This window comes from Nocardioides sp. NPDC047086 (assembly GCF_040643685.1).
GTDB lineage: Bacteria > Actinomycetota > Actinomycetes > Propionibacteriales > Nocardioidaceae > Nocardioides.
The window spans coordinates 69,216-91,342 of the sequence record NZ_JBEYUV010000003.1 but is presented as its reverse complement, the minus strand read 5'-3'; the positions used below and the strand labels follow the sequence as shown (position 1 = coordinate 91,342).

Annotated in this window: 28 protein-coding genes; 6 read left to right on the top strand and 22 right to left on the bottom strand. The window is 69.5% G+C overall.

Annotated elements, in window-relative coordinates; translation table 11 throughout:
- Positions 1-8: 8 nt before the first annotated feature.
- The 9 genes from ABZ796_RS03665 to moeZ form a co-directional block, all read right to left on the bottom strand.
- Positions 9-299, bottom strand: a complete 291-nt coding sequence (locus ABZ796_RS03665) for a DUF1905 domain-containing protein (protein ID WP_357334721.1) — start codon at positions 297-299, stop codon at positions 9-11.
- Positions 300-303: 4 nt separating this feature from the next.
- Entirely contained in the window at positions 304-753 is a 450-nt protein-coding gene (locus tag ABZ796_RS03660) for a cupin domain-containing protein (RefSeq protein ID WP_357334719.1), read from the bottom strand.
- Complete coding sequence (locus ABZ796_RS03655; protein WP_357334718.1) at positions 734-1,441, bottom strand: hypothetical protein; 708 nt, start codon at positions 1,439-1,441, stop codon at positions 734-736. Before ABZ796_RS03655 ends, ABZ796_RS03660 begins: the two co-directional genes overlap by 20 nt.
- Positions 1,442-1,512: 71 nt before the next feature.
- Positions 1,513-2,178, bottom strand: coding sequence for a lysophospholipid acyltransferase family protein (locus ABZ796_RS03650; RefSeq protein ID WP_357334892.1), 666 nt, complete (start codon positions 2,176-2,178; stop codon positions 1,513-1,515).
- On the bottom strand, positions 2,178-2,498 hold the full coding sequence (locus ABZ796_RS03645) for an MGMT family protein (RefSeq protein ID WP_357334717.1): 321 nt from the start codon (positions 2,496-2,498) through the stop codon (positions 2,178-2,180). Before ABZ796_RS03645 ends, ABZ796_RS03650 begins: the two co-directional genes overlap by 1 nt.
- A 22-nt stretch (positions 2,499-2,520) precedes the next feature.
- Positions 2,521-3,390: a hypothetical protein gene (locus ABZ796_RS03640; protein WP_357334716.1), complete on the bottom strand. Its 870-nt coding sequence runs from the start codon at positions 3,388-3,390 to the stop codon at positions 2,521-2,523.
- A gap of 93 nt (positions 3,391-3,483) precedes the next feature.
- Entirely contained in the window at positions 3,484-4,116 is a 633-nt protein-coding gene (locus ABZ796_RS03635; protein ID WP_357334714.1) for a class F sortase, read from the bottom strand.
- Positions 4,113-4,403 carry a hypothetical protein gene (locus ABZ796_RS03630; protein ID WP_357334713.1) on the bottom strand — a complete coding sequence of 97 codons (291 nt, stop codon included), beginning with the start codon at positions 4,401-4,403 and terminating at the stop codon, positions 4,113-4,115. The genes ABZ796_RS03635 and ABZ796_RS03630 overlap by 4 nt, the downstream gene beginning before the upstream one ends.
- Positions 4,404-4,553: 150 nt before the next feature.
- Positions 4,554-5,768 carry an adenylyltransferase/sulfurtransferase MoeZ gene (moeZ, locus tag ABZ796_RS03625; RefSeq protein WP_357334712.1) on the bottom strand — a complete coding sequence of 405 codons (1,215 nt, stop codon included), beginning with the start codon at positions 5,766-5,768 and terminating at the stop codon, positions 4,554-4,556.
- 127 nt (positions 5,769-5,895) lie between these two features.
- Here moeZ and ABZ796_RS03620 point away from each other — a divergent pair, with 127 nt between their 5' ends.
- The 3 genes from ABZ796_RS03620 (at position 5,896) to ABZ796_RS03610 (ending at position 7,314) form a co-directional block, all read left to right on the top strand.
- Positions 5,896-6,528: a TetR/AcrR family transcriptional regulator gene (locus ABZ796_RS03620; protein WP_357334710.1), complete on the top strand. Its 633-nt coding sequence runs from the start codon at positions 5,896-5,898 to the stop codon at positions 6,526-6,528.
- A 99-nt stretch (positions 6,529-6,627) separates the two neighbouring features.
- On the top strand, positions 6,628-6,849 hold the full coding sequence (locus ABZ796_RS03615) for a DUF3107 domain-containing protein (protein ID WP_091052608.1): 222 nt from the start codon (positions 6,628-6,630) through the stop codon (positions 6,847-6,849).
- 153 nt (positions 6,850-7,002) lie between these two features.
- Positions 7,003-7,314: a hypothetical protein gene (locus ABZ796_RS03610; RefSeq protein WP_357334708.1), complete on the top strand. Its 312-nt coding sequence runs from the start codon at positions 7,003-7,005 to the stop codon at positions 7,312-7,314.
- Between the two features lie 51 nt (positions 7,315-7,365).
- On the opposite strand, the gene ABZ796_RS03605 is transcribed toward ABZ796_RS03610, so the two are convergent.
- The gene (locus ABZ796_RS03605; protein WP_357334706.1) at positions 7,366-8,427 is read right to left on the bottom strand and encodes a C39 family peptidase; all 1,062 of its coding nucleotides are present in this window, start codon (positions 8,425-8,427) and stop codon (positions 7,366-7,368) included.
- 6 nt (positions 8,428-8,433) lie between these two features.
- Positions 8,434-9,135, bottom strand: coding sequence for a ferritin-like fold-containing protein (locus tag ABZ796_RS03600; protein WP_357334705.1), 702 nt, complete (start codon positions 9,133-9,135; stop codon positions 8,434-8,436).
- Positions 9,136-9,309: 174 nt separating this feature from the next.
- Here ABZ796_RS03600 and ABZ796_RS03595 point away from each other — a divergent pair, with 174 nt between their 5' ends.
- Positions 9,310-10,779 (top strand): DEAD/DEAH box helicase, encoded by a 1,470-nt coding sequence (locus tag ABZ796_RS03595; protein ID WP_357334703.1) that lies wholly within the window; start codon positions 9,310-9,312, stop codon positions 10,777-10,779.
- Between the two features lie 6 nt (positions 10,780-10,785).
- Here ABZ796_RS03595 and ABZ796_RS03590 read toward each other — a convergent pair whose 3' ends face one another.
- A complete protein-coding gene (locus ABZ796_RS03590; RefSeq protein WP_357334702.1) occupies positions 10,786-11,403 on the bottom strand; it encodes a L,D-transpeptidase in 618 nt (205 codons plus the stop codon).
- Positions 11,404-11,628: 225 nt separating this feature from the next.
- Between ABZ796_RS03590 and ABZ796_RS03585 the strand changes: the two genes are divergently transcribed.
- Complete coding sequence (locus ABZ796_RS03585; RefSeq protein WP_357334701.1) at positions 11,629-12,393, top strand: SDR family oxidoreductase; 765 nt, start codon at positions 11,629-11,631, stop codon at positions 12,391-12,393.
- Between the two features lie 805 nt (positions 12,394-13,198).
- Here ABZ796_RS03585 and ABZ796_RS03580 read toward each other — a convergent pair.
- The 10 genes from ABZ796_RS03580 to ABZ796_RS03535 form a co-directional block, all read right to left on the bottom strand.
- Positions 13,199-13,798: a MarC family protein gene (locus tag ABZ796_RS03580; RefSeq protein WP_357334699.1), complete on the bottom strand. Its 600-nt coding sequence runs from the start codon at positions 13,796-13,798 to the stop codon at positions 13,199-13,201.
- Positions 13,795-14,670: a PHP domain-containing protein gene (locus ABZ796_RS03575; RefSeq protein ID WP_357334697.1), complete on the bottom strand. Its 876-nt coding sequence runs from the start codon at positions 14,668-14,670 to the stop codon at positions 13,795-13,797. The genes ABZ796_RS03580 and ABZ796_RS03575 overlap by 4 nt, the downstream gene beginning before the upstream one ends.
- Positions 14,671-14,706: 36 nt before the next feature.
- Positions 14,707-15,360 carry a DUF6758 family protein gene (locus ABZ796_RS03570; protein WP_357334695.1) on the bottom strand — a complete coding sequence of 218 codons (654 nt, stop codon included), beginning with the start codon at positions 15,358-15,360 and terminating at the stop codon, positions 14,707-14,709.
- Between the two features lie 84 nt (positions 15,361-15,444).
- Entirely contained in the window at positions 15,445-15,999 is a 555-nt protein-coding gene (locus ABZ796_RS03565; protein ID WP_357334693.1) for a histidine phosphatase family protein, read from the bottom strand.
- 36 nt (positions 16,000-16,035) lie between these two features.
- The gene (locus ABZ796_RS03560) at positions 16,036-16,857 is read right to left on the bottom strand and encodes an SDR family oxidoreductase (RefSeq protein ID WP_357334692.1); all 822 of its coding nucleotides are present in this window, start codon (positions 16,855-16,857) and stop codon (positions 16,036-16,038) included.
- Between the two features lie 11 nt (positions 16,858-16,868).
- Entirely contained in the window at positions 16,869-17,903 is a 1,035-nt protein-coding gene (locus tag ABZ796_RS03555; RefSeq protein ID WP_357334690.1) for a MaoC family dehydratase, read from the bottom strand.
- Positions 17,904-17,945: 42 nt separating this feature from the next.
- Positions 17,946-18,791, bottom strand: a complete 846-nt coding sequence (locus ABZ796_RS03550) for a glycosyltransferase family 2 protein (protein ID WP_357334688.1) — start codon at positions 18,789-18,791, stop codon at positions 17,946-17,948.
- Positions 18,792-18,904: 113 nt separating this feature from the next.
- The gene (locus ABZ796_RS03545; protein WP_357334687.1) at positions 18,905-20,056 is read right to left on the bottom strand and encodes a hypothetical protein; all 1,152 of its coding nucleotides are present in this window, start codon (positions 20,054-20,056) and stop codon (positions 18,905-18,907) included.
- A gap of 56 nt (positions 20,057-20,112) precedes the next feature.
- Positions 20,113-20,283, bottom strand: coding sequence for a DUF5302 domain-containing protein (locus ABZ796_RS03540; RefSeq protein ID WP_160027349.1), 171 nt, complete (start codon positions 20,281-20,283; stop codon positions 20,113-20,115).
- Positions 20,284-20,461: 178 nt separating this feature from the next.
- Positions 20,462-21,556, bottom strand: coding sequence for an alkene reductase (locus ABZ796_RS03535; protein ID WP_357334685.1), 1,095 nt, complete (start codon positions 21,554-21,556; stop codon positions 20,462-20,464).
- Between the two features lie 103 nt (positions 21,557-21,659).
- Here ABZ796_RS03535 and ABZ796_RS03530 point away from each other — a divergent pair, with 103 nt between their 5' ends.
- Positions 21,660-22,037, top strand: coding sequence for a MerR family transcriptional regulator (locus tag ABZ796_RS03530; protein WP_357334683.1), 378 nt, complete (start codon positions 21,660-21,662; stop codon positions 22,035-22,037).
- Positions 22,038-22,127: the final 90 nt, after the last annotated feature.

Genomic DNA, 22,127 nt, shown 5'->3' with positions numbered 1-22,127 from the left:
GCGTCTCTTCAGGCATCGTGCCCCAGCCTCATCCTCACCGCCACCACATCGTCGAGGTCGATCCCCTCCGCCTTCCGCACCACGACCTTCAAGGGCAGCAGATAGGTGCGGCCCTTGGGGAAGAGCGCGGTGGTGAAGGTGGTCTCGCCGATGGTGGCGGTGACGGCGACCTGGCCGCAGTACTCCAGGCCTCGGGCGTCCTCCTTGAGGTCCTCGGCGTCCTCGACGGGCATGGGCACGTAGTAGAACGGCGCCGGCCCGCGCCACTCGATCACGGCCCCTTCGAAGGCGTACTCCACGTCCCTACTCCGCAGCACCCGAGTCCGAAACGAGCTCGAAGTCGTCGAAGTCGAACCCGGGCGAGACCACACAGGAGACGAGCGCGTCCTCGGCCGAGGGGACCGTACGCTGCCACGCCCCCGCCTGCACGACCGCCTGCGGCACCTGGCCGGCGGCGACGTCCACCCCCACGAGCACAGTCTCGCCCTCGACCGGAGCCGAGCCGGAACCGCCGAGCTGCAGAGTCACGACACCGGTGTGCGCCAGCCAGATCTCGTCGGACTTCACCCGGTGCCACGCGGACGACTCTCCAGCCAGGAGCCGGAAGTAGATCAGGGTCGCGGTCGGACGCACCCGTCCGTCGGGCAGGGTGACGGTCTCGTCAGCAGCCCAGGTCTGTCGGAACGCGCCGCCTTCGGGGTGCGGCGCGAGGTCGAGGGCGGAGGTGATGGAGTCAGCGGTCACCCGGCTCATTGTGCCGGGTCGCGTCGGCGGAGTCGGCAGGTTCCTCGGGGAAGCGCGGGTCGCCGAGCAGATACTGCCAGATCAGGCCCGGCTTCTTGTGCGGCAACGGCTTGGGACCGCCGACCGACCGTCCCTCGACCGCATCCCAGATCGCGTCGACGGGACGGGCCACGCGGCGTACGACCTTTCCGGGCAGACCGGTGTGCGGGAGGTGGGGGTGCGGACGTGACGGTGCCCTGCGCTCGGCCGCCGTGATCCGTTCGGCGACCAGCAGGAGCACGTCGTCGGAAGCGTCCTCGGCGAGGCGCGAGACCAGCTCGTCCTCCCTCTCCTCCTGGTCGATGAGCGCCTCCTCGACCTCGCTCCACAGCGTCGGCCAGCCGTGGGTGGTCTCCCAGGTGGAGCCGTACTCGTGCGCCTTCACGTGGAAGAGCAGCACCTCCAGGCGCCGCGCGGTGGGCAGGTAGTCGTGGACCAGACCGGCCCCGCCCTCGCAGTGAGCGGAGACCGCCGGCAGCAACGCCTCGTCCACCGCGTGCAGGTGGCGGGACGTACCGGCGTTGAACTGGTCGATCGGTGGGCAGCCCCGTCGGGTCTGCTCCGGCCTGGCGATGATGCTCCGAGCGTGGGCCAGGCGCCCAGCGAGCTCGTCGTGCTTGCGTCGCAGCTCGTCCTGCAACACGGTCGTGGTGGCCATCTGCCTCACCTCGGCTGCTAGGGGGTCCACCCTTTAGAGTGCGCCCCTTCGCGCCCCGGCGCAACAGGCAATCAGACGTCGGCGGGTCGCTCGTTGTAGACGCCGGCCAGGTCCTGGCCGCTCAGCGCGGCGATCGCCTCCATGACCTCGTCGGTGAGTGCACGGCGGGCCTTCCCGAGAGGTACGCCGTCGAAGCGCCCGGCCACCTGGATCGGCTGCCCGAACTCGACGGTGACCTTCGCCAGGCGCGGCAGGCTCGACCCGACCGGCTGAAGCTCCGCGGTCCCCCGCAGGCCCACCGGCACCACCGGTACGCCGGCGGTCAGCGCCAGGTGCGCCACCCCGGTGCGTCCGCGGTAGAGCCGACCGTCGCGCGAACGGGTGCCCTCGGGGTAGATCCCGAACGCCTCGCCCTTGCCGAGGACCTTCAGGGCAACCTCCAGCGAGCCGAGCGCGGCCTGCGGGTCGTCGCGGTCCACCGGCAGCATCCCCATGCCCTCGAACCACGCCCGCTGGGCAGCGCCCTTGAGGCCGGTGCCGGTGAAGTAGTCGGACTTGGCCAGGAAGTGCACCGGCCGGGGAGAGACCGACGGGATCACGATCGAGTCGGCGAAGCTGAGGTGGTTGCTGGCCAGGATCACCCCGCCGCTGCGGGGCACGTTCTCGCCCCCGGTCACCGTGGGGCGCCAGACCGCGCGGAGGAGGGGTGGCACGACGGCGTGGAGGACGCGATACATCACGGGATCATCGTAGGCGGCAGCCACATCGCTTCGCGCAGATCCACAGCACCCGAGACGCGGCGCCGGGTGCCCTCCTCGAGATAGGCCTGGCGTGCCTCCTCCCCGTGGGAGGCGGGGAGCGAGCCATCGGCCCGCACCACCCGCCACCACGGCATCCCCGCGCCCTCGCGCGCCATCACCGAGCCGACCTGCCGCGGCCCGCCCCCGAACTCGTCGAAGAGGGCGTCCGCGATCGCGCCGTACGTCGTGACCTTCCCGCGAGGGATCTGCTCGACAAGCCGCAGAACGGCCTCGACGTACGCCTCCCGATCACTCATGTCCGGCAGGCTAAGGCATGTCTCACAGGATGGGGCTGAACGGCTCCGTGCCGTTGACAAGACGCAGGCCGGAGATGCCCGAGTGCGCCTGGGCGTAGTTCAGCTCGAGGTCCATGTCACCGATGTTGTTGGAGCCCGCGAGCGGGAGCAGGCCCAGGGTCGACAGCGTCCCGACCGCCTTGCCGTCGGCGTTCAGGAAGCCGGAGCCGGAGTCACCGGGGATCCCGGGGGTGAGGTTGTAGAGCGGGTGCGACCAGCGGGTGCCGTTGACGTCGTCCCCGAGCGAGAGGCCGATCTTCGGCGAGAGCAGGTCGACGTCGGCGCGCACCGAGGAGTTGCCGTAGGAGTAGACCTTGTCACCGGCCGCGGTGCCGTCGGTGTCGATGCCCGTCGGACCACCCCAGATCGGCACGCTCGGGTTGACCTTGCCGACGTCGGCGGCGTTCACCTTGACCAGGGCGAGGTCGTTGTAGGCACAGATGTTCTCATCCGTGGTGCCCTGCTTCTTCATGGTCAGCCAGGACGAGTACGCCAGCTTCCCCTTGCCCAGGACGGTGCCGTCGCTCAGCAGCGAACCGCCCTCGTTGAAGGTCACCTCGGTGCCCAGCGGGAGCGAGTCGGCGGCGCAGCCGTTGGTGTCGGTGGCCTCGCCGAGACCCGCGCAGTGGGCGGCGTAGCCGACGTAGACGTTCGAGGCCGAGTCGGCGAAGACGAAGTTGGCGGTGCACTGGGCGCCGTCCGTGTACATCTGTACGCCCGGGGTGATGGTGGCCGTGTCGGCCGGCGCCCAGGCGTGGGCCGGGGACGCGATCAGGGCCGGTGCGAGGGCGGCGGCCAGAGTGCCGGCGGCGATCGCTGCGGCGCGGCGTACGGAACTACGGGTGCGGAGCATGTGGGGGCCTCTGTTCGTAGATGATGTGACTCAGAGCACAACGAGGCGTGGGGGCCGGAGGTTACGACGCGTTCACACCGCCGGGGGTTTACCTCAGCCCTCCGGGACCGCGACGACCACGGTGTTGCCCTGGAACGAGGTGCCGTCCCAGTCGTCGCAGGTGACCACGACCAGCTTCGTCTCGCCGTCGGTGTCGAAGAGCCTGCCGCTGCGCTTGGCGACCTGCTCCTTGGAGAGGTCGCGGACCGACCGGACGGTGTAGCTGAACTCCTCGCTCTTGGTCCGCACGACGATCTCGTCGCCCTCGTTCACCTCGCCGAGCCGGTCGAGGACACCGCCCCCGTTGTGCAGGGTGTGGCCGACGATCAGCACGGAGCCCTTGTCCGACCCCGGCTTCGCGCCGGCCTTCCACCAGCCCATCAGCGCGGCGTCGGCCGGGGGCGTCAGCGTGCCGTCCTCCATCGCCAGCGGCACCACGTCGGCGTGCACGTTGAGCGCGGGGATGGAGACGCCGCGTACCTTGCCCTTCTTCTTCGGCACCGCGGCCAGGGCCTCGGCCGGGATCGAGGAGGTCGTCGCCGGCGGGGTCGCGTTGGCCTTCTGCGCGTCGTCGATCTTGGTGTAGTAGTCGTAGGCGGCATAGCCGAGCACGCCGACCGCGACCACGAGGACGACGACGAAGATCTCGCCGAGGAAGGTCCTCAGGCTGGGTTGACCTCTGCTCACTCGGCCGAGCGTGCCACAGCCTCAGCTCGTTTGCGACGTACGGCCATGGCGGCCCCCGCCCCCATCAGCAGTGCGCCGACGCCGGCGAAGACATAGGACGGCGGTACGCCGCGGGTCGGGTCCGCGACGTTCGACTCCAGTCTCTCCGGGTCGATCACGGAGCCGACGGCCGCGCCGGAGGCCGGCTCCGGGGCCTGGTCGCTCGCGTGGGCAGGGGTACCGAGAAGCAGTCCGCCGGCCAAGGTGGCACCGGCGAGCGTCGCGCTGAGACGAGCGCGTGTGGACAACGTCGAATCCTCCGGGGTTCGTGCATCGGTGCAACTCCGCCCCCCGCAGCTGCGATCGTAAAACTATCGGTTTCGCCACGCTCAAAGAAAGCCAGCGGCGGCCCCAGAGGGGCCACCGCTGGCCAACAGTTCAGTAAGCGCCGTCGTTGATCAGTAGGAAGGCTGCGACGGGTCGATCTGGTTGACCCAGGCCACCACGCCGCCACCGACGTGGACCGCGTCCGCGTAGCCGGCGCCCTTGGCGATCGCGAGCACCTCGGCGCTGCGGACACCGCTCTTGCAGTGGAACACGAGCGGCTTGGCACCGTCGCTGGTGAGCTCGGCGACCTGCGGGATCGCGTTGCCGTTGAGGAACTCGCCCTTGGGGATCAGGACGGCGCCGGGGATCTTGTTGATCTCGTACTCGTTCGGCTCGCGCACGTCGACGAGGACGAAGTCGCGGCTGCCCTCCTCGCGCTCCTTGATCATCTCGGAGAGCTGGTTGACCGAGATGGTCGAGCCGGCCGCGGCGTCGGCAGCCTCGGTGGAGATCGCGCCGCAGAAGGCGTCGTAGTCGATCAGGTCGGTGACCGTCGGGTTCTCGCCGCACAGCGCGCAGTTGGGGTCCTTGCGGACCTTCAGCTTGCGGTACTCCATCTCGAGTGCGTCATAGATCATCAGCTTGCCGACCAGCGGCTCGCCGATGCCGGTCAGCATCTTGATGGCCTCGTTGACCTGGATCGAGCCGATGGAGGCGCAGAGCACGCCCAGCACGCCGCCCTCGGCGCAGGAGGGGACCATGCCCGGGGGCGGGGGCTCCGGGTAGAGGCAGCGGTAGCACGGCGCGTCGTCGGTCAGGGTCGGCGCGAACACCGAGGCCTGGCCGTCGAAGCGGTAGATCGAGCCCCAGACGTACGGGATGCCCAGGAAGTACGCCGCGTCGTTGACCATGTAGCGGGTCGCGAAGTTGTCGGTGCCGTCGACGATCAGGTCGTAGCCGGTGAAGATCTCGCGCACGTTGTCGTTGTCGAGCCGCACGTCGTGCAGCACGATGTCGACGTACGGGTTGACCTCCTTGATCGCCTCCGCGGCCGACTCGGCCTTCGGCTGACCCACGGTCGACTGCTTGTGGATGATCTGGCGCTGCAGGTTGGACTCGTCGACTTCGTCGAACTCGACGATGCCGAGGGTGCCGACGCCGGCCGCGGCCAGGTAGAGCAAGGCGGGCGAGCCGAGGCCGCCGGCACCGATGACCAGCACCTTGGCGTTCTTCAGGCGCTTCTGCCCGGCCATGCCGACGTCGGGGATGATGAGGTGGCGGCTGTAGCGGCGCACCTCGTCGATCGTCAGCTCGTCAGCGGGCTCCACGAGCGGGGCTAGGGACACAACTGCTCCTCAGTTCGGACGTACGTATGCCTACTTGAACACCGCAGGCACATCTCCATGTTCCCTCATCCGTGGACGAGACAACGACGCGTCCCGCGATCCGAGTACCAGCGGGTAGGCTGCTGGGGTGACCACGCACCAATCCGAGCTCGACCCCACTCGACCGCGAGGGGCGCGACTGCCCCGAACGGAGCGACGAGCCCAGCTTCTCGAATCCGCCCTCGAGGTCTTCGTCGCCTACGGCTTCCACGCTGCGGCGATGGACGACATCGCCGAGAGGGCCGGGGTCTCGAAGCCCGTTCTCTACCAGCACTTCCCCGGCAAGCTCGACCTCTACCTGGCCCTGCTGGAGAAGTCCGCGAACGAGATCATCGATCGCTGTCGGGAGGCGCTGGCGTCGACGGATGAGAACAAGGAGCGCGTGGCCCGCACGGTCGAGGTCTTCTACGACTACGTGGCCTCCGAGTCCGGTGCCTTCCGGCTCGTCTTCGAGTCCGACCTGACCAACGACCCCGCCGTACGCGAGCAGGTCGACCGGGTCACCAACGAGTGCGCCGAGGTGATCGCGGAGGTCATCGCCGAGGACACCGGCTTCGCCGCCACCGCCTCGCACCTGCTCGCCGTGGGTCTGGTCGGCCAGATCCAGGTCAGCGCGCGCTACTGGCTCCACAACACCGGCGAGCTCTCCCAGGCCGACGCGGCGCGCCTGGTCGCCGGCCTCGCCTGGCGCGGCATCGGCGGCTACCCGAAGACCGACTGAGTCCACCCGAACTTTCCGCTCGTAGCGCAACGACGGGGTTCCTCACCTTCTGTGTGAGAGGATTCCGAAGCATTGATCGACCCATCGCAAGGAGGACCCGTGGAGGTCAAGATCGGCGTCCAGCAGGCCGCCCGTGAGCTCGTCGTAGAGACCGAGGAGTCCAGCGAGTCGGTGGAGAAGCTCATCGCCGACGCCCTCGGCGGCGGCGCTGTGCTCGCATTGACCGACAGCAAGGGCCGCAAGGTCATCGTCCCGACCGAGAAGCTCGCCTACATCGAGATCGGCCCGGCCAAGGTCGGCAAGGTCGGATTCGCCGGCTGAATCACTCCGGGCCGACCCACTCAGGGATGCCCCTGATTCCGGCGGAGAAGTTCCCGGTTTGGGCCATGTTGCCCGTGCATTCCCGTCTCAACAGGTGCAATATCGAGGGATAGGCGCATTTATGGCGCCCTCACAACCTGAAGGGATTTGGGCATGATCGGGACCATCATCACCGTCCTCGTCGGTGGCGTCATCATCGGGCTCCTCGGCAAGTTCCTCGCCCCGGGCAGCCGGGACAACATTCCGTTCTGGCTCGTCGTGGTCTGCGGAATCGTCGGCATGCTCGTCGGCGGCTGGCTCTACTACGCCATCTTCGGTGTTGCCGGCAACGTCGAAGGCAACCCGAACTACGACATGTGGAACACGTCCAAGGGCATCGACTGGTGGCGTCACCTCTGGCAGGTCGTCGTCGCTGCTGTCGCGGTCGTCGTGGCCGCGGGAGTCACCGGAAGGTCCAAGGCCTGAGCCTCGCCCAGGTCACTCGAAGCGGTCCCGCCCCTCGGGGGTGGGGCCGCTTTACCAATTCTGCTGAGCCGTGGGCTCCGGTGGCACCACGTGCGGCGGCCGGATGACGTAGACGATCCGCCCCGAGCGAGCCCAGGCGCGGTCGAGCTCGCCGAGGTCGTACGTCGCCCGCACCTCGGCATCGCTGAGGATCCGGTGGGAGGCGGGGTCGTGGACGACGGGGTCGCCACCCTCGTCGAAGCCGGTCAGCACGAGCAGATGGCCGTTGGTGACGTACCCGGCGCCGGTCAGCTCGCCGTCCTGGTGCGAGACGGCCAGCACGAGCGGGATCCCGGCCTCGACGAACCGGGCGGCCTCGGCGAAGGAGCGGAGCCTGGTGACGTACGCGACGAGCCCTCGAGCGCCCGCATAGGCGGTGTTGAACGCCCAGTTGCCGGTGCCGCCGAAGGACTCGTCGTAGACCTCTCGGACGGTGAACGGGACCTGCGGGTCGGGGGTCTCGTAGTCCACCCAGGCCGTCTCGGCGGGCGTCGGACCGACGCCCCAGAAGTCGGCGATCATCGCCGTCGAGGCGGCGCTGCACCAGGACTGCCCGCCACCGTCCCAGTGCGGATAGCGGTCACGGTGGAGCTGCTGCGAATAGGCGGGTACGCCACCCACGACCGTCCCGCGAGCCACCGCCCCCGGCGCGGGTGCCGACTCCCGGGCACCGGCCGAGACCATCGCCCCGAGCAGGCTCGCCCGCGGCAGGCTCCCGCCGGGGCCGTGCAGGCTCAGCCGCAACGAGAACGCCGTGAACCGGTGCTCGTCCCGCCCCAGGACGGTGTCGTCGGCCACGGTCGCCACCGGGTCGTCCTGACCGGCGACGGAGGTGGAGGTGAAGGCCGGGTCCGAGGACCAGCGGGCCAGCGCCAGCCAGCTGCTGCGCTCCCCCGACTCGGCAACCACCTGGACCGCGACCTCCACCCAGCTCGCGGGCGGGGTCACCACGTTCCAGGAGGCGACCAGCTCGTCGAAACTGAACCCGGGGCTGACCTCGGGAGACGTCCACACACCGGCTTCGGGGGCGAGTTGCGCTCCCGACCAGCCGGTCCAGAGGATGTCAGGGTTCAACGAACCTCAGTGCTCGAGCCCGAGCTTGCCCATGCGCTCGACGTGGCGCTGGGTGAGTCGGGTGAGCATCTCGCCGATGGTGCCGAGGTCGAGACCCGAGAGGTGGCCACCGGCGATCAGCTCGCTGAGCCCCTCGCGGGTGGCCGCGACCTGCTGGGCCTGGGTGAGCGCCTCGCCCATCAGGCGACGGCCCCACAGCGCCAGCCGCCCGCCGATGAGGTGATCGGCCTCGATGCCGGCCCGCACCCGGTCCACCACGAAGTCGGCCCGCCCGGCGTCCTCGAGGGTGGTGACCACGAGCTTGTGGGTGTCCTCGTCCAGGAAGCCGGCGACCTCACGGTAGAAGTCGTTGGCGAGCCCGTCACCGACGTACGCCTTGACCAGCGACTCCCACCAGTCCGCGGGCTTGGTGTGGATGTGGAACTCGTCGAACCCCTCACGTAGCGGCTCCATGGCCGCGTACGGGTCGGTCCCGAGCTCCACCAGCCGGTCGAGGACCGGCTGGATCTTGGCGTGCTGGGCGGCCGCCATCGCGAGCAGAGCCGTCTTGTCCTCCAGCGAGGGCGCCATCTTGGCGTCGTCGGTCAGCCGCTCGACGGCCGAGACCTCGCCATAGGCGACCGCTCCGAGAAGGTCGATGACGGCAGCCTTGTAAACAGGATCACCGAAAGGATCCTGGGGGCCCGTGAACTCTGACGATGCAACCACGGGAGAACCCTACCGATAGAATGCCTTTTGACCGACCCAGCGCCGCTGATATTCACCTTCATATCGCGGTTGCCCGGATCCCGTATGTGCGCGGCGTGGCACTCGCTTGGCAAGCTCGAGACACCCGTGAGTCGCTCGCCGCATTCGATGAGACAAGCGAGTAGCGACGAAATCATGACAACGTTCAAGGACCTCGGGGTTCATCCCGAGATCTGCGCTCCCCTCGAGCGCAAAGGCATCACCACCCCCTTCGCCATCCAGGAGATGACCCTCTCGGTCGCCCTGCAGGGCACCGACCTGATCGGCCAGGCCCGGACCGGCTCCGGCAAGACGCTGGCCTTCGGCATCCCGGTCGTGCAGCGCAGCGTGTCCCCCAAGGACCGCGACTACATCGACCTCCCGCAGGGCAAGCCCCAGGCGCTGATCGTGGCCCCGACCCGCGAGCTGGCCATGCAGGTCTCCGCGGAGATCTCGCTGATCTCCGAGGACCGCGGCCTCCGCGTGCTCACCGTCTACGGCGGCGCCGGCTACGACCCCCAGATCGACGCGCTGGAGAAGGGCGTCGACATCGTGGTCGGCACCCCCGGCCGCCTGATCGACCTGGCCAACCGGAAGGTCCTCGACCTCTCCCACGTGCACGCCCTCGTCCTCGACGAGGCCGACGAGATGCTCGACCTCGGGTTCCTGCCCGACGTGGAGAAGCTCGTCACCCTCACCCCGGAGACTCGTCAGACACTGCTCTTCTCGGCCACCATGCCGGGTGCGATCGTGGCCCTGGCGCGCTCCTACATGCGCCACCCGATGAACATCCGCGCCGAGTCCGCCAGCGAGCGCGAGACGGTGCCCGCGACCGCGCAGTTCGTCTACCAGGCCCACGACCTCGACAAGCCCGAGATGATCGGCCGTCTGCTGCAGTGCGAGGACCACGACAAGGTCGTCGTCTTCGCCCGCACCAAGCGGCAGGCGCAGCGCGTGGCCGACGACCTCGCCGAGCGCGGCTTCCTCGCCTCTCCCCTGCACGGCGACATGCAGCAGGCCGCCCGCGAGCGGGTGATGCAGAAGTTCCGTGACGGCAAGGTCGAGGTCCTGGTGGCCACCGACGTCGCCGCCCGCGGCATCGACGTCACCGGCGTCTCCCACGTGGTCAACTACACGACCCCCGACGATGAGAAGACCTACGTCCACCGCATCGGCCGCACCGGCCGCGCCGGCGCCTCCGGTGTCGCGGTCACGTTCGTCGACTGGGCCGATCTCCACAAGTGGAAGATGATCAACAAGGCTCTCGACCTTCCCTTCGACGAGCCGGCCGAGACCTACTCCTCCTCGGAGCACTTCCTCCACGACATGGGCATCCCGAAGGGCACCAAGGGCCGGATCAAGGCCGCCGCGCCCGCGAAGCCCAAGGACAAGGACTCCGACAAGGACGGCGAGAAGCGCGAGCGCGCTCCCCGCAACCGCGACCGTCAGCGCACCCGTTCCCGCGGTGGCCAGGTCGTCGACAAGTCCGCTGCTCCGGCTGCCGCCGAGTCCGCCGGGGTCACGAAGCCCGCCGCGGGCGAGGGCAAGTCCGAGGGCGCGCCCCGTCGCCGCCGTCGCCGCCGGTCTTCGGGCTCGGGCGGTTCCGCGCCCAAGACCGACGCCTGAGCCTGCCTAAGGGATCACGACCACCTTGGTGCCGAGCCGGGCGAAGCGCCACATCGCCTTCGCGTCCGGCTCGGCCTGGCGGATGCACCCGTGCGACAGGGGTGTGCCGAGCTGGGCGCGGGTCTGCACGCGCTTGCCCTTGTCCACCGGGATGTTGTGGAACCCGATCGCGGCGCGGGGGCCCTTGGTGAAGCGTACGAACCACTTCATCCGGCCCGAGTCGTCGATCCCCTTCGCGTGCTCGGAGCGGGAGAAGACCTTGTAGGTGCCGGGCTCGAGGTTGTCGTAGACGCTGCCCGAGACCGGATAGGTACGCCGCGTCCGATCGGCCGCGGACACGATCCAGACCCGCTGGCGGCTGATCGAGAAGACCGCTCGGCGCCCGGTGCCGGAGTCGTCCGGGAGCACCTTCTCCGCGGCGGCCGTCCGCGCATCGACGCGGCGGTCGATCGCGGCCTCGCGCTGGCTGTCATGCGGCCAGACTGGGGTGCGTGCCTCGTCGTCCGCGCCGAGCTTCAACCCGCTGTCGGCCGCGCTGGGCCGGCCGTTGGCCTCCGGCTCGGCGATGATCTCGATCCCGCCGTACAGACCGGCCGAGGTCAGCAAGGATGCGACGAAGAGCATCTTGGTGCGCCGGAGGGGCCGGGATCTCACCGTCCGGTGCCGCCCGCCGGCGCTCACTTCTCCATCACGCGCCCGAGCCCGCCTGTAAAATCCACGACGACATCATCCAAACTCGCATCACCGCAAGTCAACTGTCACACGACAGACAGAAACCGCGATTCCGCGGGTGAACCGACGGCCCGGCGCCTGGATCACCATCGCGCCCCGTGGTGGCAGGATTGCCTCATGTCGAACCCCACCTCCCTGGTCACCGGCGCAACCGCCGGCATCGGACTCGCCTTCGCCCAGCAGCTCGCCGCTCGCGGACACAACCTCGTCCTCGTCGCCCGTGACGAGGAACGCCTCGACGGCGTCGCGAAGACCCTGACGGACGCTCACGGCATCGGTGTCGAGGTCCTCCGCGCCGATCTGACCGACAGCGCCGACCTGGCCAGGGTCGAGGCCCGCCTGGCCGACGCCGACCGCCCGGTCGACCTGCTGGTCAACAACGCCGGCCACGGCCTCAAGCGCCGGTTCCTCGAGAACACCGCCGACGAGGAGACCGCGATGGCGGAGGTGCTCGTCATCGCCCCGCTGCGCCTGTCCCACGCCGCGCTGGGTGCCCAGGTCGCCCGCGGCCACGGCGGCATCATCAACGTCGGCTCCGTCGCCTCCTACCTTCCGCGCGGCACCTACTCGGCCGCCAAGGCCTGGATCAACTCCTTCACCGAGTGGGCCCACAACGAGTACGCCGGCCAGGGCATCAAGGTGATGGCCCTGCTCCCGGGCTTCACCAAGACCGAGTTCCACGAGCGCCTCGGCTCCGGCTACGACTCGGCCCCCTCCTGGATGTGGCTCGACGTCGACGATCTGGTCCGCGAGGCGCTCGAGGACTACGACGCCGACAAGACCTTCTCGATCCCGAGCAAGCGCTACAAGGCGCTCGCCACCGCAGCGCGCGTGGTCCCGTCCGGCGTCCTCCAGAAGTTCCAGTCGCTCGGCCGCAAGTAGTTTCAGACGTTCGCGCCCATCTACCGGCTGGTAATGGGCGCGTACGCCTGAAACTAACCGGCGCGCTGCCGGAGCCTCCCGAGTCCGTCTCATGAAGTCGGCGGGCTGGTGGCGGTCGGAGGCGACCATCGTGACGTACTCCAGGCCCGCCCGCCTGAAGTCACCCTCCCGCCGCAGGTCCTTCGCACGCTGCTTCCCGGCCAGATGCAGCTCGCCGTCGTACTCCCCCACCACTCCGGCTCGGAGATCGAGCACGTCAGGGGTCCCGATGTGGCGTCCGTCGAGGTCGAACACCGGCCTGTTGCAGACGACGTCGGCAAGCCCCATCCGGACCGTCCAGGTCAGCCGCAGGTCGACCTCCGGCGGGGACCAGACGTTCTCGTCGGCATGCCGAAGAGCCCACCGGAGGTGGTCGATGCCCGCCCACGCGGTGAGTGTCTCCGCGTACGCCCGCATCTCCTCGAGCGAGATCAGATCGCTCGCCGCCACCAGGTCCAGCCAACGCACTGCTGCCACCGGCGAGGGCGCGTGACGAACTTCGAAGGCCGTGGACCGCCACGCCCGGCCGCGCGCCTGTTTCGGGGTCGGCCCGCTCACCCCCGCTCGGTCCACCGGAACCGGCCGCGCGAGGCCTGGCCGCCCGACGAGGTCGGGCGGCCGGAAGTGCAGCACCCGAGCACTCATGCCTCACATCATGGGCGCGACCACCGACACTTCTCCCGAGCCGCAGGTAGTCCCAGACGTTCGCGCCCATTACTCACCAGTAGACGGGCGCGTACGTCTGAGACCAACCAGCCACCCAGTCTCAGGCGTTCGCGATGAAGGTCGTGACCGCGTCGGCGACCATCTGGACGGCGATCGCGGACAGGAGCAGACCGGCGATCCTGGTGATCAGCAGGACGCCGGACTCCTTGAGGACCTTGAGGATCGGGACGGAGAAGATCATCCCGAGCAGCAGGGTGATGTGCACGACGACAAGACCGAGGCCGAGCCCGAAGCCGTCCGCGACGGAGTCGACGTCCTGGGTGAAGACCATCGTGGCGACGATGGCACCCGGGCCGGCCAGGAGCGGGGTGCCGAGCGGCACCATCGCCACGTTGGCACCCGCCGCGGCCACCGGGTCGTCGAAGTTGTCGGTGAGCAGCTCGAGGGCGACCAGCAGCAGAAGCAGGCCGCCGGCGCACTGCAGCGCCTCGAGGGAGATGTGCAGATAGTGCAGGATCGCCTGTCCGAACAGCGCGAAGATCGTGATCACCAGGAAGGAGACGGCGACCGCGAGTACCGCCGCCCGACGCTGCTTGCCCGGTGACTGACCGGCGGTCAGCGAGAGGAAGACCGGGATGGTGCCGACCGGGTCCATGATCACGAAGAGCGTCACGAACGTGGAGACGAAGATCTCGGTCAACGTACGACCCCGGGGGTGGCTCGTCCGGAGGCGGCCGCGGCTGCGGCCGCGCGCTCCAGGAGCCGCTCGTACTCGGCGGGTGCGGTGGTGTTCACTCCCAGATGGTGACCCACCTTCCCGGTGCCGTGGTAATCGCTGGATCCGGTCACCACGAGGTCGAGGTTGCGGGCGATCACCCGCAGTTTCTCGCGCACTTCCGGGCTGTGGTCCTGGTGGTCGACCTCGAGCCCGGACAGGCCCGCGTCGACCAGTGCGGAGAGCGTCGCCTCGTCGGGCTGCTCTCGGCCGGACCGGCCCCAGGGGTGGGCGATCACGGTGACTCCGCCGGCGGCGGCGACGGTGCGGATCATCGGCTCGAGCGGGGCCGCGTAGCGGTTGACGTACGCAGGTTTGCCGGCGCCGAGGTAGCGGTTGAACGCCTCGTCGCGACTGCCCACGTACCCCTTGGCGACGAGCGCGTCGGCCAGGTGCGGGCGCCCCGAGGCGGCCGCATCACCGGAGACGGCCGCGACGTCCTCGACGGACACCTCGATGCCGAGTCGCGCCAGCCGGTCCAGCATCAGCGGCAGCCGTCCGTCACGCCCGACGAGCACGCGAGCGAGCTCCTCGACCAGCGGCGGGTAGGTCCGGTCGGGAAGGTAGGCCAGCAGATGGACACCGTGCCCGGCGTGGATGGTGCTGATCTCCATGCCACGCACCAGGTCGATCCCGGCCTCGGCGGCCGCCGAGGCCGCCTCGTCCCAGCTGTCGGCGGTGTCGTGGTCGGTGATCGCGACGACATCGAGCCCTTCGGCCTTCGCCGCCTGGACCAGCTCAGTGGGCGAATCGGTCCCGTCGCTCACCCGCGAGTGAGTATGGAGGTCGATGCGCACTCGCACATCCTAGAGGTTTCGCGGGCAGAGACACCTCTACGGCGAGCTCCACCAAGACCCGCCGGGTCCGCCGAAGGGCAGCTCGACCATCTGTACGCCCAGGTCGCCGACCTGGCGCAGGTGCCAGCCGTCCTGGAGCATCAACATCGCCGTGGCCGGGCGGAAGACCAGCCACAGCCAGCGACCGGCGGCCTCGCCGACGACCACCGACCGTTCCCACTCCTCGGCGCCGTTGGTCCACTGGGTGATCGGCCACAGCGGCACCAGCTGCCCGCCGACACGGACCCGTGTCGTGGGCGGGCCGGCGCAGGCGTCGATGCCGGGGTCCGGTCCTTCCGTACGCGCGCACCGCGCGCCCAGCCCGACCCCGGCCTCCTCGGTGACGACGGTCATCTCGACCGGTCCGTCGTCCGGGGTCACCCCCGTCACCGTGAGCAGCGTCGCCGAGCCCTTGGCCTCGTCGCCGACCACGGCGAGGTCGGCGATCGACCAGCCCGAGTCGACCGGCCAGGGAACGTAGGTGGGCACGTCCCCAGCCAGCGAGAGGACCTGCACGAGGTCCTCGTAGGAGGCCCCGTCCGAACGCCACACCGGTGTCACGACACCGTGCTCAGGACACGACCTGCTGCCGCCGGCGCCGATGCTCGCCACCGGCGTCGCGCAGCGTGGACAGCCAACCGCGAGAGCCACCCCATAACGGTGACCCGTGCCATCCGTCTGGTCAAGCCGTTCGGTCGAGCGTCTGCCGCTTGTTTCGCAGCGACCGAGTGGTGATTACGTGTTCCAGCTCTTGACGACCGGCTGCCCGTGGTAGGCGTCCAGCATCGAGACGGTCGCGGTGTCCAGCCGGAAGAGTCGTCCATCGGTGACCGGGAGCCCCAGCCACACCGCTGCCAGGGCGCACAGGGCGTGTCCGTGGGAGAAGACCAGGGTGTCACCGTCGCGCTCGCGGGCGGCCGAGACGACCCGGCCCAGCCTCTCCTGGACCGCGGCCGCCGTCTCTCCCCCGGGCGTCGCGGCCGTCCACAGGCTCCAGCCGGGGTCGGTGCGATGGATCTCGTCGGTGGTGATGCCCTCGTAGTCGCCGTAGTCCCACTCGACCAGGTCATCGGTGACGACCGCGTCGGGGAAGCCGGCGAGCTCGGCCGTACGCAGCGCCCGCTGTCGCGGGGAGGTCAACACCGCGGCGTACTTCTGGTCCTGAAGCCGGGACGCGAGCAGCTTGGCCGCCTCCTCGCCCTCGGCCAGGAGGGGAAGGTCGGTGTGGGAGGTGTGCCGGCCGTTGAGGGACCACTCGGTGGTGCCGTGCCTGACGAGGTAGAGGGCCATGCCCCCATCCAACCAGCCATCGGCGCCGCCGAATCCTCAGGCCCGAGTGATGAACCGGTTGACCTCGCGAACGAACACGTTGGGCGCGAGGTCGGCGGCGGTCGAGAGGGCCCTGGCGGGGAACCCGACCGTCGTGTGCACCTTCGGCAGCCGGAACAGGCCCTTGCGGGGCTGCGCCATCTCCCAGACCTGGTCGGCGACGTCCTCGACGGTGAGCCGGATTCCCAGGGTCTGGTGGGACGAGGCGGCGTTGCCGTCGAGCAGCGCGGTCTTCACCCACAGCGGCCACACCGCCTGCACCCGGATGCCCTCCTTCCGCCACTCCAGCTCCAGCGCCTCGGTGAGTCCGCGCACGGCGTACTTCGACGCGCTGTAGGAGGCGATCTCCGGTTGCCCGTAGATGGCGCTCGCGCTGCAGACGTTGATGACGCCCGAGCCGGGCGTCGCCCGCAGATACGGGTACGCCGTGTGGCAGCCGTTGATCACGCCGTTGACGTTGATCTCGATGGTCTGATGGTGCTGGGCCAGGTCGACGTCGGCCAGGCGGCCGGCACGCAGGATGCCCGCGTTGTTGACCAGCAGGTCGAGGCGACCGCCGGCAGCGGTGGCGAACTCCTCCAGAGCCGCCTTCCAGGAGGCGGGGTCGGTGACGTCGAGCGTGCCACCGATGGCGTTGTCGCTGCCGAGGATCGCCGCGACATCCCGGGCGAGCTCGACGTCGATGTCGTAGATTCCGACGAACCAGCCCTGCGCCGCGAACTTCTCGACGATCGCCTTGCCGATGCCCTGTGCGGAGCCGGAGACGAAGAGAGCCTTTTTGCGTGTCGAAGCGGAGCCCGAGACGGTGTGGGTTGACATGTCGTACGTCCTTACACGGGGATGAGCGCCCAGTAGTCGAGGTCGAGCAGCACGCCGGGGGCGTACTTGCCGTCCTCGCCGCGCAGCGTCATCGACTCGTCGCGGCCCTTGGTGGCGACCAGCCTCAGCCGGAGCGCGCCGACCCCGGGGGCGTCGGTCTCGACCCGGTCGAGCACCTCCGACCAGGCGTAGACGGTGTCGCCCGCGAAGGCCGGAGAGGTGTGGGCGCCGGCGTTGATCGCGGCGATCAGCTGGGCGTTGGCGAGGCCGTTGAACGACAGCGCCCGGGCCAGCGAGATGATGTGGCCGCCGTAGACGAGGTTGCGGCCGTCGGGCCGTGCCTCGACGTTGAAGTGCACCTTCGCGGTGTTCTGCCACAGCCGGGTGGCCTGCTGGTGCTCGGACTCGGTGAGGGTGACCCCGTCGACGTGATCGATCTTCTCGCCGACCTCGTAGTCGGCCAGCCGGTGCGGCTCACCGGCGGCGGTGAAGTCGTAGGCGGAGAAGTCCAGGCCCTGGGGCACGATGAGGTTCTTGGCGTCGACCGCCTTCGCCAGCTCCGGGATCACGGTCTCGGGCGCCGCGGCCGCCTGGTCGCGCTTGTGGACCATCACCCAGCGCGCCCAGTCGATGGCGACCTCGCCGCGCTGGTTGGTGGCGGTCGAGCGTACGTAGACGACGCCGGACTTGCCGTTGGAGTTCTGCTTGAGGCCGATGACCTCGGACTTCGTCGAGAGCGTGTCCCCCGGCACCACCGGCTGGTGGAAGCGGCACTCGGCGTAGCCGAGGTTGGCGACCGCGTTCAGCGACACGTCCGGGACGGTCTTGCCGAAGGCGATGTGGAAGCCGATGAGCTCCTCCACCGGGTGCACGCCCAACCCGACGGAGGCCGCGAAGGCTGCGCTCGAGGGCACCGCGAAGCGGGTCGGGTAAAGCGACCCGTACGCAGCCCGGTCGCCCTCGGTCACGGTGCGCGGCGTGGCGTGCTCGATGACCTGGCCGACCTGGAAGTCCTCGAAGAAGTTGCCCGGGTTCGTCTTGCTCATCTGCGGCCTCTCGTCGGTGGATGTACCGGACGGTAACCTAGTTCAGACGATCCCGTGGAGGCGTTCCGGGATGCGTAACAGCGGCTGGTTGCGGAGGTTGTCGATGTGGCCCGGGCCGACGGCGCGGTGCACTCCGTCCTCCTCCCGGACGAGCCTGGCCGGCAGGACCGAGGCCGGGTCGAACTCCTGGACATCGGCGCTCGCAGAGGCGGTCGCGGCGGTCAGCAGGCCGGCGAGATCGTCGCCGGAGCGTCCCCACGAGCTGCCCTTGCCGCGCCCCACCGACCTGGCGAGCTCGTTGCGACGATCTGCCTGCCGTCGCAGCAGATCCACGTCGGCGAACTTCATGTGGAGCATGAACAGACCGGGATCGGGCACGTACGGCGCCTTGATCCCGTGGGAGGCGAGCGTCCAGGCGGCCGGAACCCGCTTGACCGACGGCTTGCACATCAACGGCGCGAACTGGGCGTACGACCGCTGGCCGAGGATCGGCTTGCCGCTGACCAGCGCTCCCTCGACCGCGGTGTGGTGGACGATGTTGAGGGCGAACGGGGCGATCACCCGCTCGGGACGCCGGATCAGGTAGTCGGACAGGTTGGCGTATTTCGCCGGGTCCGGAACGAGGAACTCGTCGACGTCGGTGAAGATGACCACGTCGTAGATCCCCAGGAGACCGTGGGCGACCCCGCTGGCCAGGCCCATCCGGCCGGCCTCGAAGTTGCCCTTCCGGAAGCCCGGCAGCCGCTGGACCGTGCACGAGAGCTCGTCGGTCGAACCGTCGGTCGAACCGTCGTCGAAGACGATCAGGTTCTCGTGACCCGCGGCTCGGCCGTAGTGGTCGACCCAGCGGGCGAGCATCTCACCCTCGTCGCGCGCGATCGTGAGCACCGCGATCCGTGGCGGCGCGGCAGACGACGTGCCGTGCGCCTCATCGGCGAGTCTGCGACGACGGCGCAGGCTCCAACTGCTTGACAATGAATTCCCCCGAATGTGTTGAGGCCCTACGTGCGGACCAGCTCCTCTCGCCGAACGGACCACTCAACGAGGTCGGCCAGGGCGGAGACGGCGCGCGCCGGGGCTTTACGGCCCTCCCCCGGGTCGATGGTCTCACCAGGAATCGTCGGGTCGGCGAGCTTCTTGTCGAGGTCCGTACGCAGCGCCGCATAGGAAGCGACCGCGGCGTCTCGAACCTGCTTGTCGGTGACCTTGCGCGGGTCGATCCCGCGTACGTCCACAGGGGCCAGGTCATCGAGATCCCCGTGGATGGTCGCGTCCAGGCCGCGCAGCTCCGCTGCCTCGTCGCGGGTGAACGAAGACGTCCAGCGCGGTGCCTGGAGCCCGATGCGCGGGTCGTCGACCGTCAGCGCCGGCATCAGACGCTTGCCGAGGACGTGCTTGCGCAGTGCCATCGCCGCCGGGTAGGCCAGGCCACGCCGGTCCAGCTCGGTGTTGAGGCCGCGCAGCACCTCGACGGTCGCCGAGCCGAGGGAGGTGTTCTTCGGCGGCGGGCTCTTCATCCCCTCGGGATCGAAGCCCATCGCCGCGCCGAAACGCTCCAGCAGCAGGGTCGCCGGGCTGCCCGGAGGCGGCACGGTGACCAGGTGAAGGGGTCCGGCGTGGCGCCAGCGTCGGGCGACGGCGACCATGTCCTGCTCGGCCCAGAACCGCTTGCCGGGCTTGGAGTGGCGGCGCTCGGGAGAGCCGGGACGGCTCCTGTTGACCGCGGTGAGGAACTCAGCCCAGGTCCAGTCCATGCCGTTCTGGACGAGCTCCTGCCACATCGACGGGATCTGCCGGTTGATGTCACGCAGCGAGAGCACGATCTCGGGGGTCACGCCCTTGAAGCTCGTCGCCACCCGCTCGACCGTCTCGGGACCGACCGGCGCGAGCAGCTCGACGGAGATCAGCGCGGTGCCGTCCCACTGGTCGACCTCGGCGACCATGCGGTCCCAGGCACCGGCGACCGAGTCCCCCTGCGGGTGCGTCCGGCGGCCCTTCACGTCGAGAACGGCCTCGATCTGGTGGCGCCAGCGCGCGCCAGGGACCAAGAACCCACGCTCCGCCAGGAGAGCCTTGTTCTTGTACAGGGCACCCTGCAGATAGGTCGTCCCCGACTTCATCGCCCCGACATGGAGCATTACGCGGCGCGCCAACTTCTCGTTACCTCTCGACCAGACCGACCCGACACCCCCGAGGGGGCATCGTAGCGTCAGGACCCGCCGCCGCCAGCCTTTCGGCGGTGCATCTTCGGTGCGCCACCGACGACCTCGGAGCCGTGCGCCTTCTCCTTGGCCCCCGCGCTCTCGGCGCGGGCGTGGTCGTGGTTGTTCTTCTTCTCCAGCGCCTCGCGCATCTTGGCTTTGAGATCGTCGTTCGTCATCGCTCTCCCTGAATCGCGTTGCTGGATCGTTGGTCGGGTAACCCCCAACCTACGACAACGACACCGACGAATCCTCAGGTTTTCCGGACGAGACCGTAGGTGTGGGCGACGAAGGTCCACTTTCGTCGCCCACACCTACGGATTCGGCGTCCTTTCGCGCGGACTCGATCGAGGTGAGTCAGGCGACCTGGTGGGAGTCGGGGAGGTCCAGGAAGCCGGCGTCACCACCGGCGTAGTAGGTCGCCGGGTCGGCCTCGGCGAGAGGAAGCCGACGGCGAAGGCGCTCGACGAGGTCCGGATTGGCGAGGTAGGCCCGGCCGAAGCTCACCAGGTCGGCGCCCAGACCCAGCCAGCGGTCCGCGGAGGCCAGGTCGGTCGGCCTGGCTCCGAACGGCGCCTCACCGCGGGTCAGCCAGGAGCTGGGGTTGACGATCATGGTTCCGTCCCACCGCTCGCGCAGGTCGAGCATGGTCGCCTCGTCGGTGGTGGCCTCGATGTGGACGTACGCCAGCCCGAGCCGGTTGAGCCCGGTGACCAGAGCCCCGTAGAGCTGGGCATGATCGGCTTCGGTGACGTCCCAGAGCCCGGCGCCGGGCGAGAGCCGGATGCCGGTGCGGTCGCCGCCGACGGCATCCACCGTCGCCTCGACGGCCTCGACGGCGAACCGGATGCGGTTTGCCACCGTGCCGCCGTAGCAGTCGGTGCGGAGGTTGGCGTTGGTCGAGAGGAACTGGCTGATCAGGTAACCGTTGGCCCCGTGCAGCTCGACCCCGTCGAACCCGGCGCCGACCGCCCGGCGGGCGGCCTCGGCGTAGGACCCGGCCTGCTCCGCGATCTCTGCGGTCTCCAGGGCACGCGGCACCGGCGCGGGCTGGGGCCCGGTCGGCGTGAAGACGTCGGCCCCCACGGCGACGGCTGACGGGGCCACCGGCCGGAGGCCGGAGATCGACTCGTGCGAGACCCGGCCGCCGTGCATGAGCTGGGCGAAGATCCGGCCACCGTTGATGTGGACCGCGTCGGTGACCTGCCGCCAGGAGGCGGCCTCCTCCTCCGTACGCAATCCTGCGGTGTTGGGGTTCGAGGTGCCGACGCGGTTGGGGGCGATCCCGTCGGAGACGAGCATGCCGGCGGTGGCCCGCTGAGCGAAGTACGTCGCCATCGACGGCGTCGCCAGACCGTCGGCGGTGCCTCGGGCGCGAGTCATCGGCGCCATCACGATCCGGTTCGGCAGCGTGAGCGGGCCGAGTTGGTGGCGGTCGAAGAGGCTGGTCACAGGTGAGCTCCTTGGGAGTGGCAGTGGTTCGCCACGTACGCTAGAACCTGACATTGACGTCAGAGGCAAGTCTTGTGCCGGAGATCACCCCAGGAGGAGTTCGATGCGGATCGGCGAGCTCGCGCGGCGGGCGGGCGTGAGCGTCCGCTCGCTGCGCTACTACGAGGAGCAGGGACTGCTCGAGTCCGAGCGCAGTAGCAGCGGCCAGCGGCACTACCCCGAGGCAGCCGTCGACCGGGTGATCCTGCTCCAGCGGCTCTACGCGGGCGGACTCTCGAGCCGTACGATCGGCGAGGTCCTTCCCTGCGTCGACCGGCCGAGCGCCGACACCTCCGAGTCGGCCTTCGAGATGATGGTCGGCGAGCGCGACCGGCTCAGCGCGCACATCGAGGACCTGCTCCGGACCCGCGACATGCTCGACGAGCTGATCGCCACCAACCGCCGCCACAACGCGACCCTCGAGCCTGACCCCGCCGGCTGACGAAGCGCCCGAGACAGCAGAAGTGGGGGGGGGGGCCCCCCCCACGGACGCCCCCAAAAGACAAAACGCGGGGGGGGGGGGCCGGGGGTG

Excerpts from the sequence above, each read along its gene's own strand:
- ABZ796_RS03660 (WP_357334719.1), bottom strand. The coding sequence starts at position 753 with ATGAGCCGGGTGACCGCTGACTCCATCACCTCCGCCCTCGACCTCGCG.
- ABZ796_RS03655 (WP_357334718.1), bottom strand. The coding sequence starts at position 1,441 with ATGGCCACCACGACCGTGTTGCAGGACGAGCTGCGACGCAAGCACGAC.
- ABZ796_RS03650 (WP_357334892.1), bottom strand. The coding sequence starts at position 2,178 with ATGTATCGCGTCCTCCACGCCGTCGTGCCACCCCTCCTCCGCGCGGTC.
- ABZ796_RS03645 (WP_357334717.1), bottom strand. The coding sequence starts at position 2,498 with ATGAGTGATCGGGAGGCGTACGTCGAGGCCGTTCTGCGGCTTGTCGAG.
- ABZ796_RS03640 (WP_357334716.1), bottom strand. The coding sequence starts at position 3,390 with ATGCTCCGCACCCGTAGTTCCGTACGCCGCGCCGCAGCGATCGCCGCC.
- ABZ796_RS03610 (WP_357334708.1), top strand. The coding sequence starts at position 7,003 with ATGATCGGGACCATCATCACCGTCCTCGTCGGTGGCGTCATCATCGGG.
- ABZ796_RS03595 (WP_357334703.1), top strand. The coding sequence starts at position 9,310 with ATGACAACGTTCAAGGACCTCGGGGTTCATCCCGAGATCTGCGCTCCC.
- ABZ796_RS03590 (WP_357334702.1), bottom strand. The coding sequence starts at position 11,403 with ATGCTCTTCGTCGCATCCTTGCTGACCTCGGCCGGTCTGTACGGCGGG.
- ABZ796_RS03585 (WP_357334701.1), top strand. The coding sequence starts at position 11,629 with ATGTCGAACCCCACCTCCCTGGTCACCGGCGCAACCGCCGGCATCGGA.
- ABZ796_RS03565 (WP_357334693.1), bottom strand. The coding sequence starts at position 15,999 with ATGGCCCTCTACCTCGTCAGGCACGGCACCACCGAGTGGTCCCTCAAC.
- ABZ796_RS03560 (WP_357334692.1), bottom strand. The coding sequence starts at position 16,857 with ATGTCAACCCACACCGTCTCGGGCTCCGCTTCGACACGCAAAAAGGCT.
- ABZ796_RS03555 (WP_357334690.1), bottom strand. The coding sequence starts at position 17,903 with ATGAGCAAGACGAACCCGGGCAACTTCTTCGAGGACTTCCAGGTCGGC.
- ABZ796_RS03540 (WP_160027349.1), bottom strand. The coding sequence starts at position 20,283 with ATGACGAACGACGATCTCAAAGCCAAGATGCGCGAGGCGCTGGAGAAG.
- ABZ796_RS03530 (WP_357334683.1), top strand. The coding sequence starts at position 21,660 with ATGCGGATCGGCGAGCTCGCGCGGCGGGCGGGCGTGAGCGTCCGCTCG.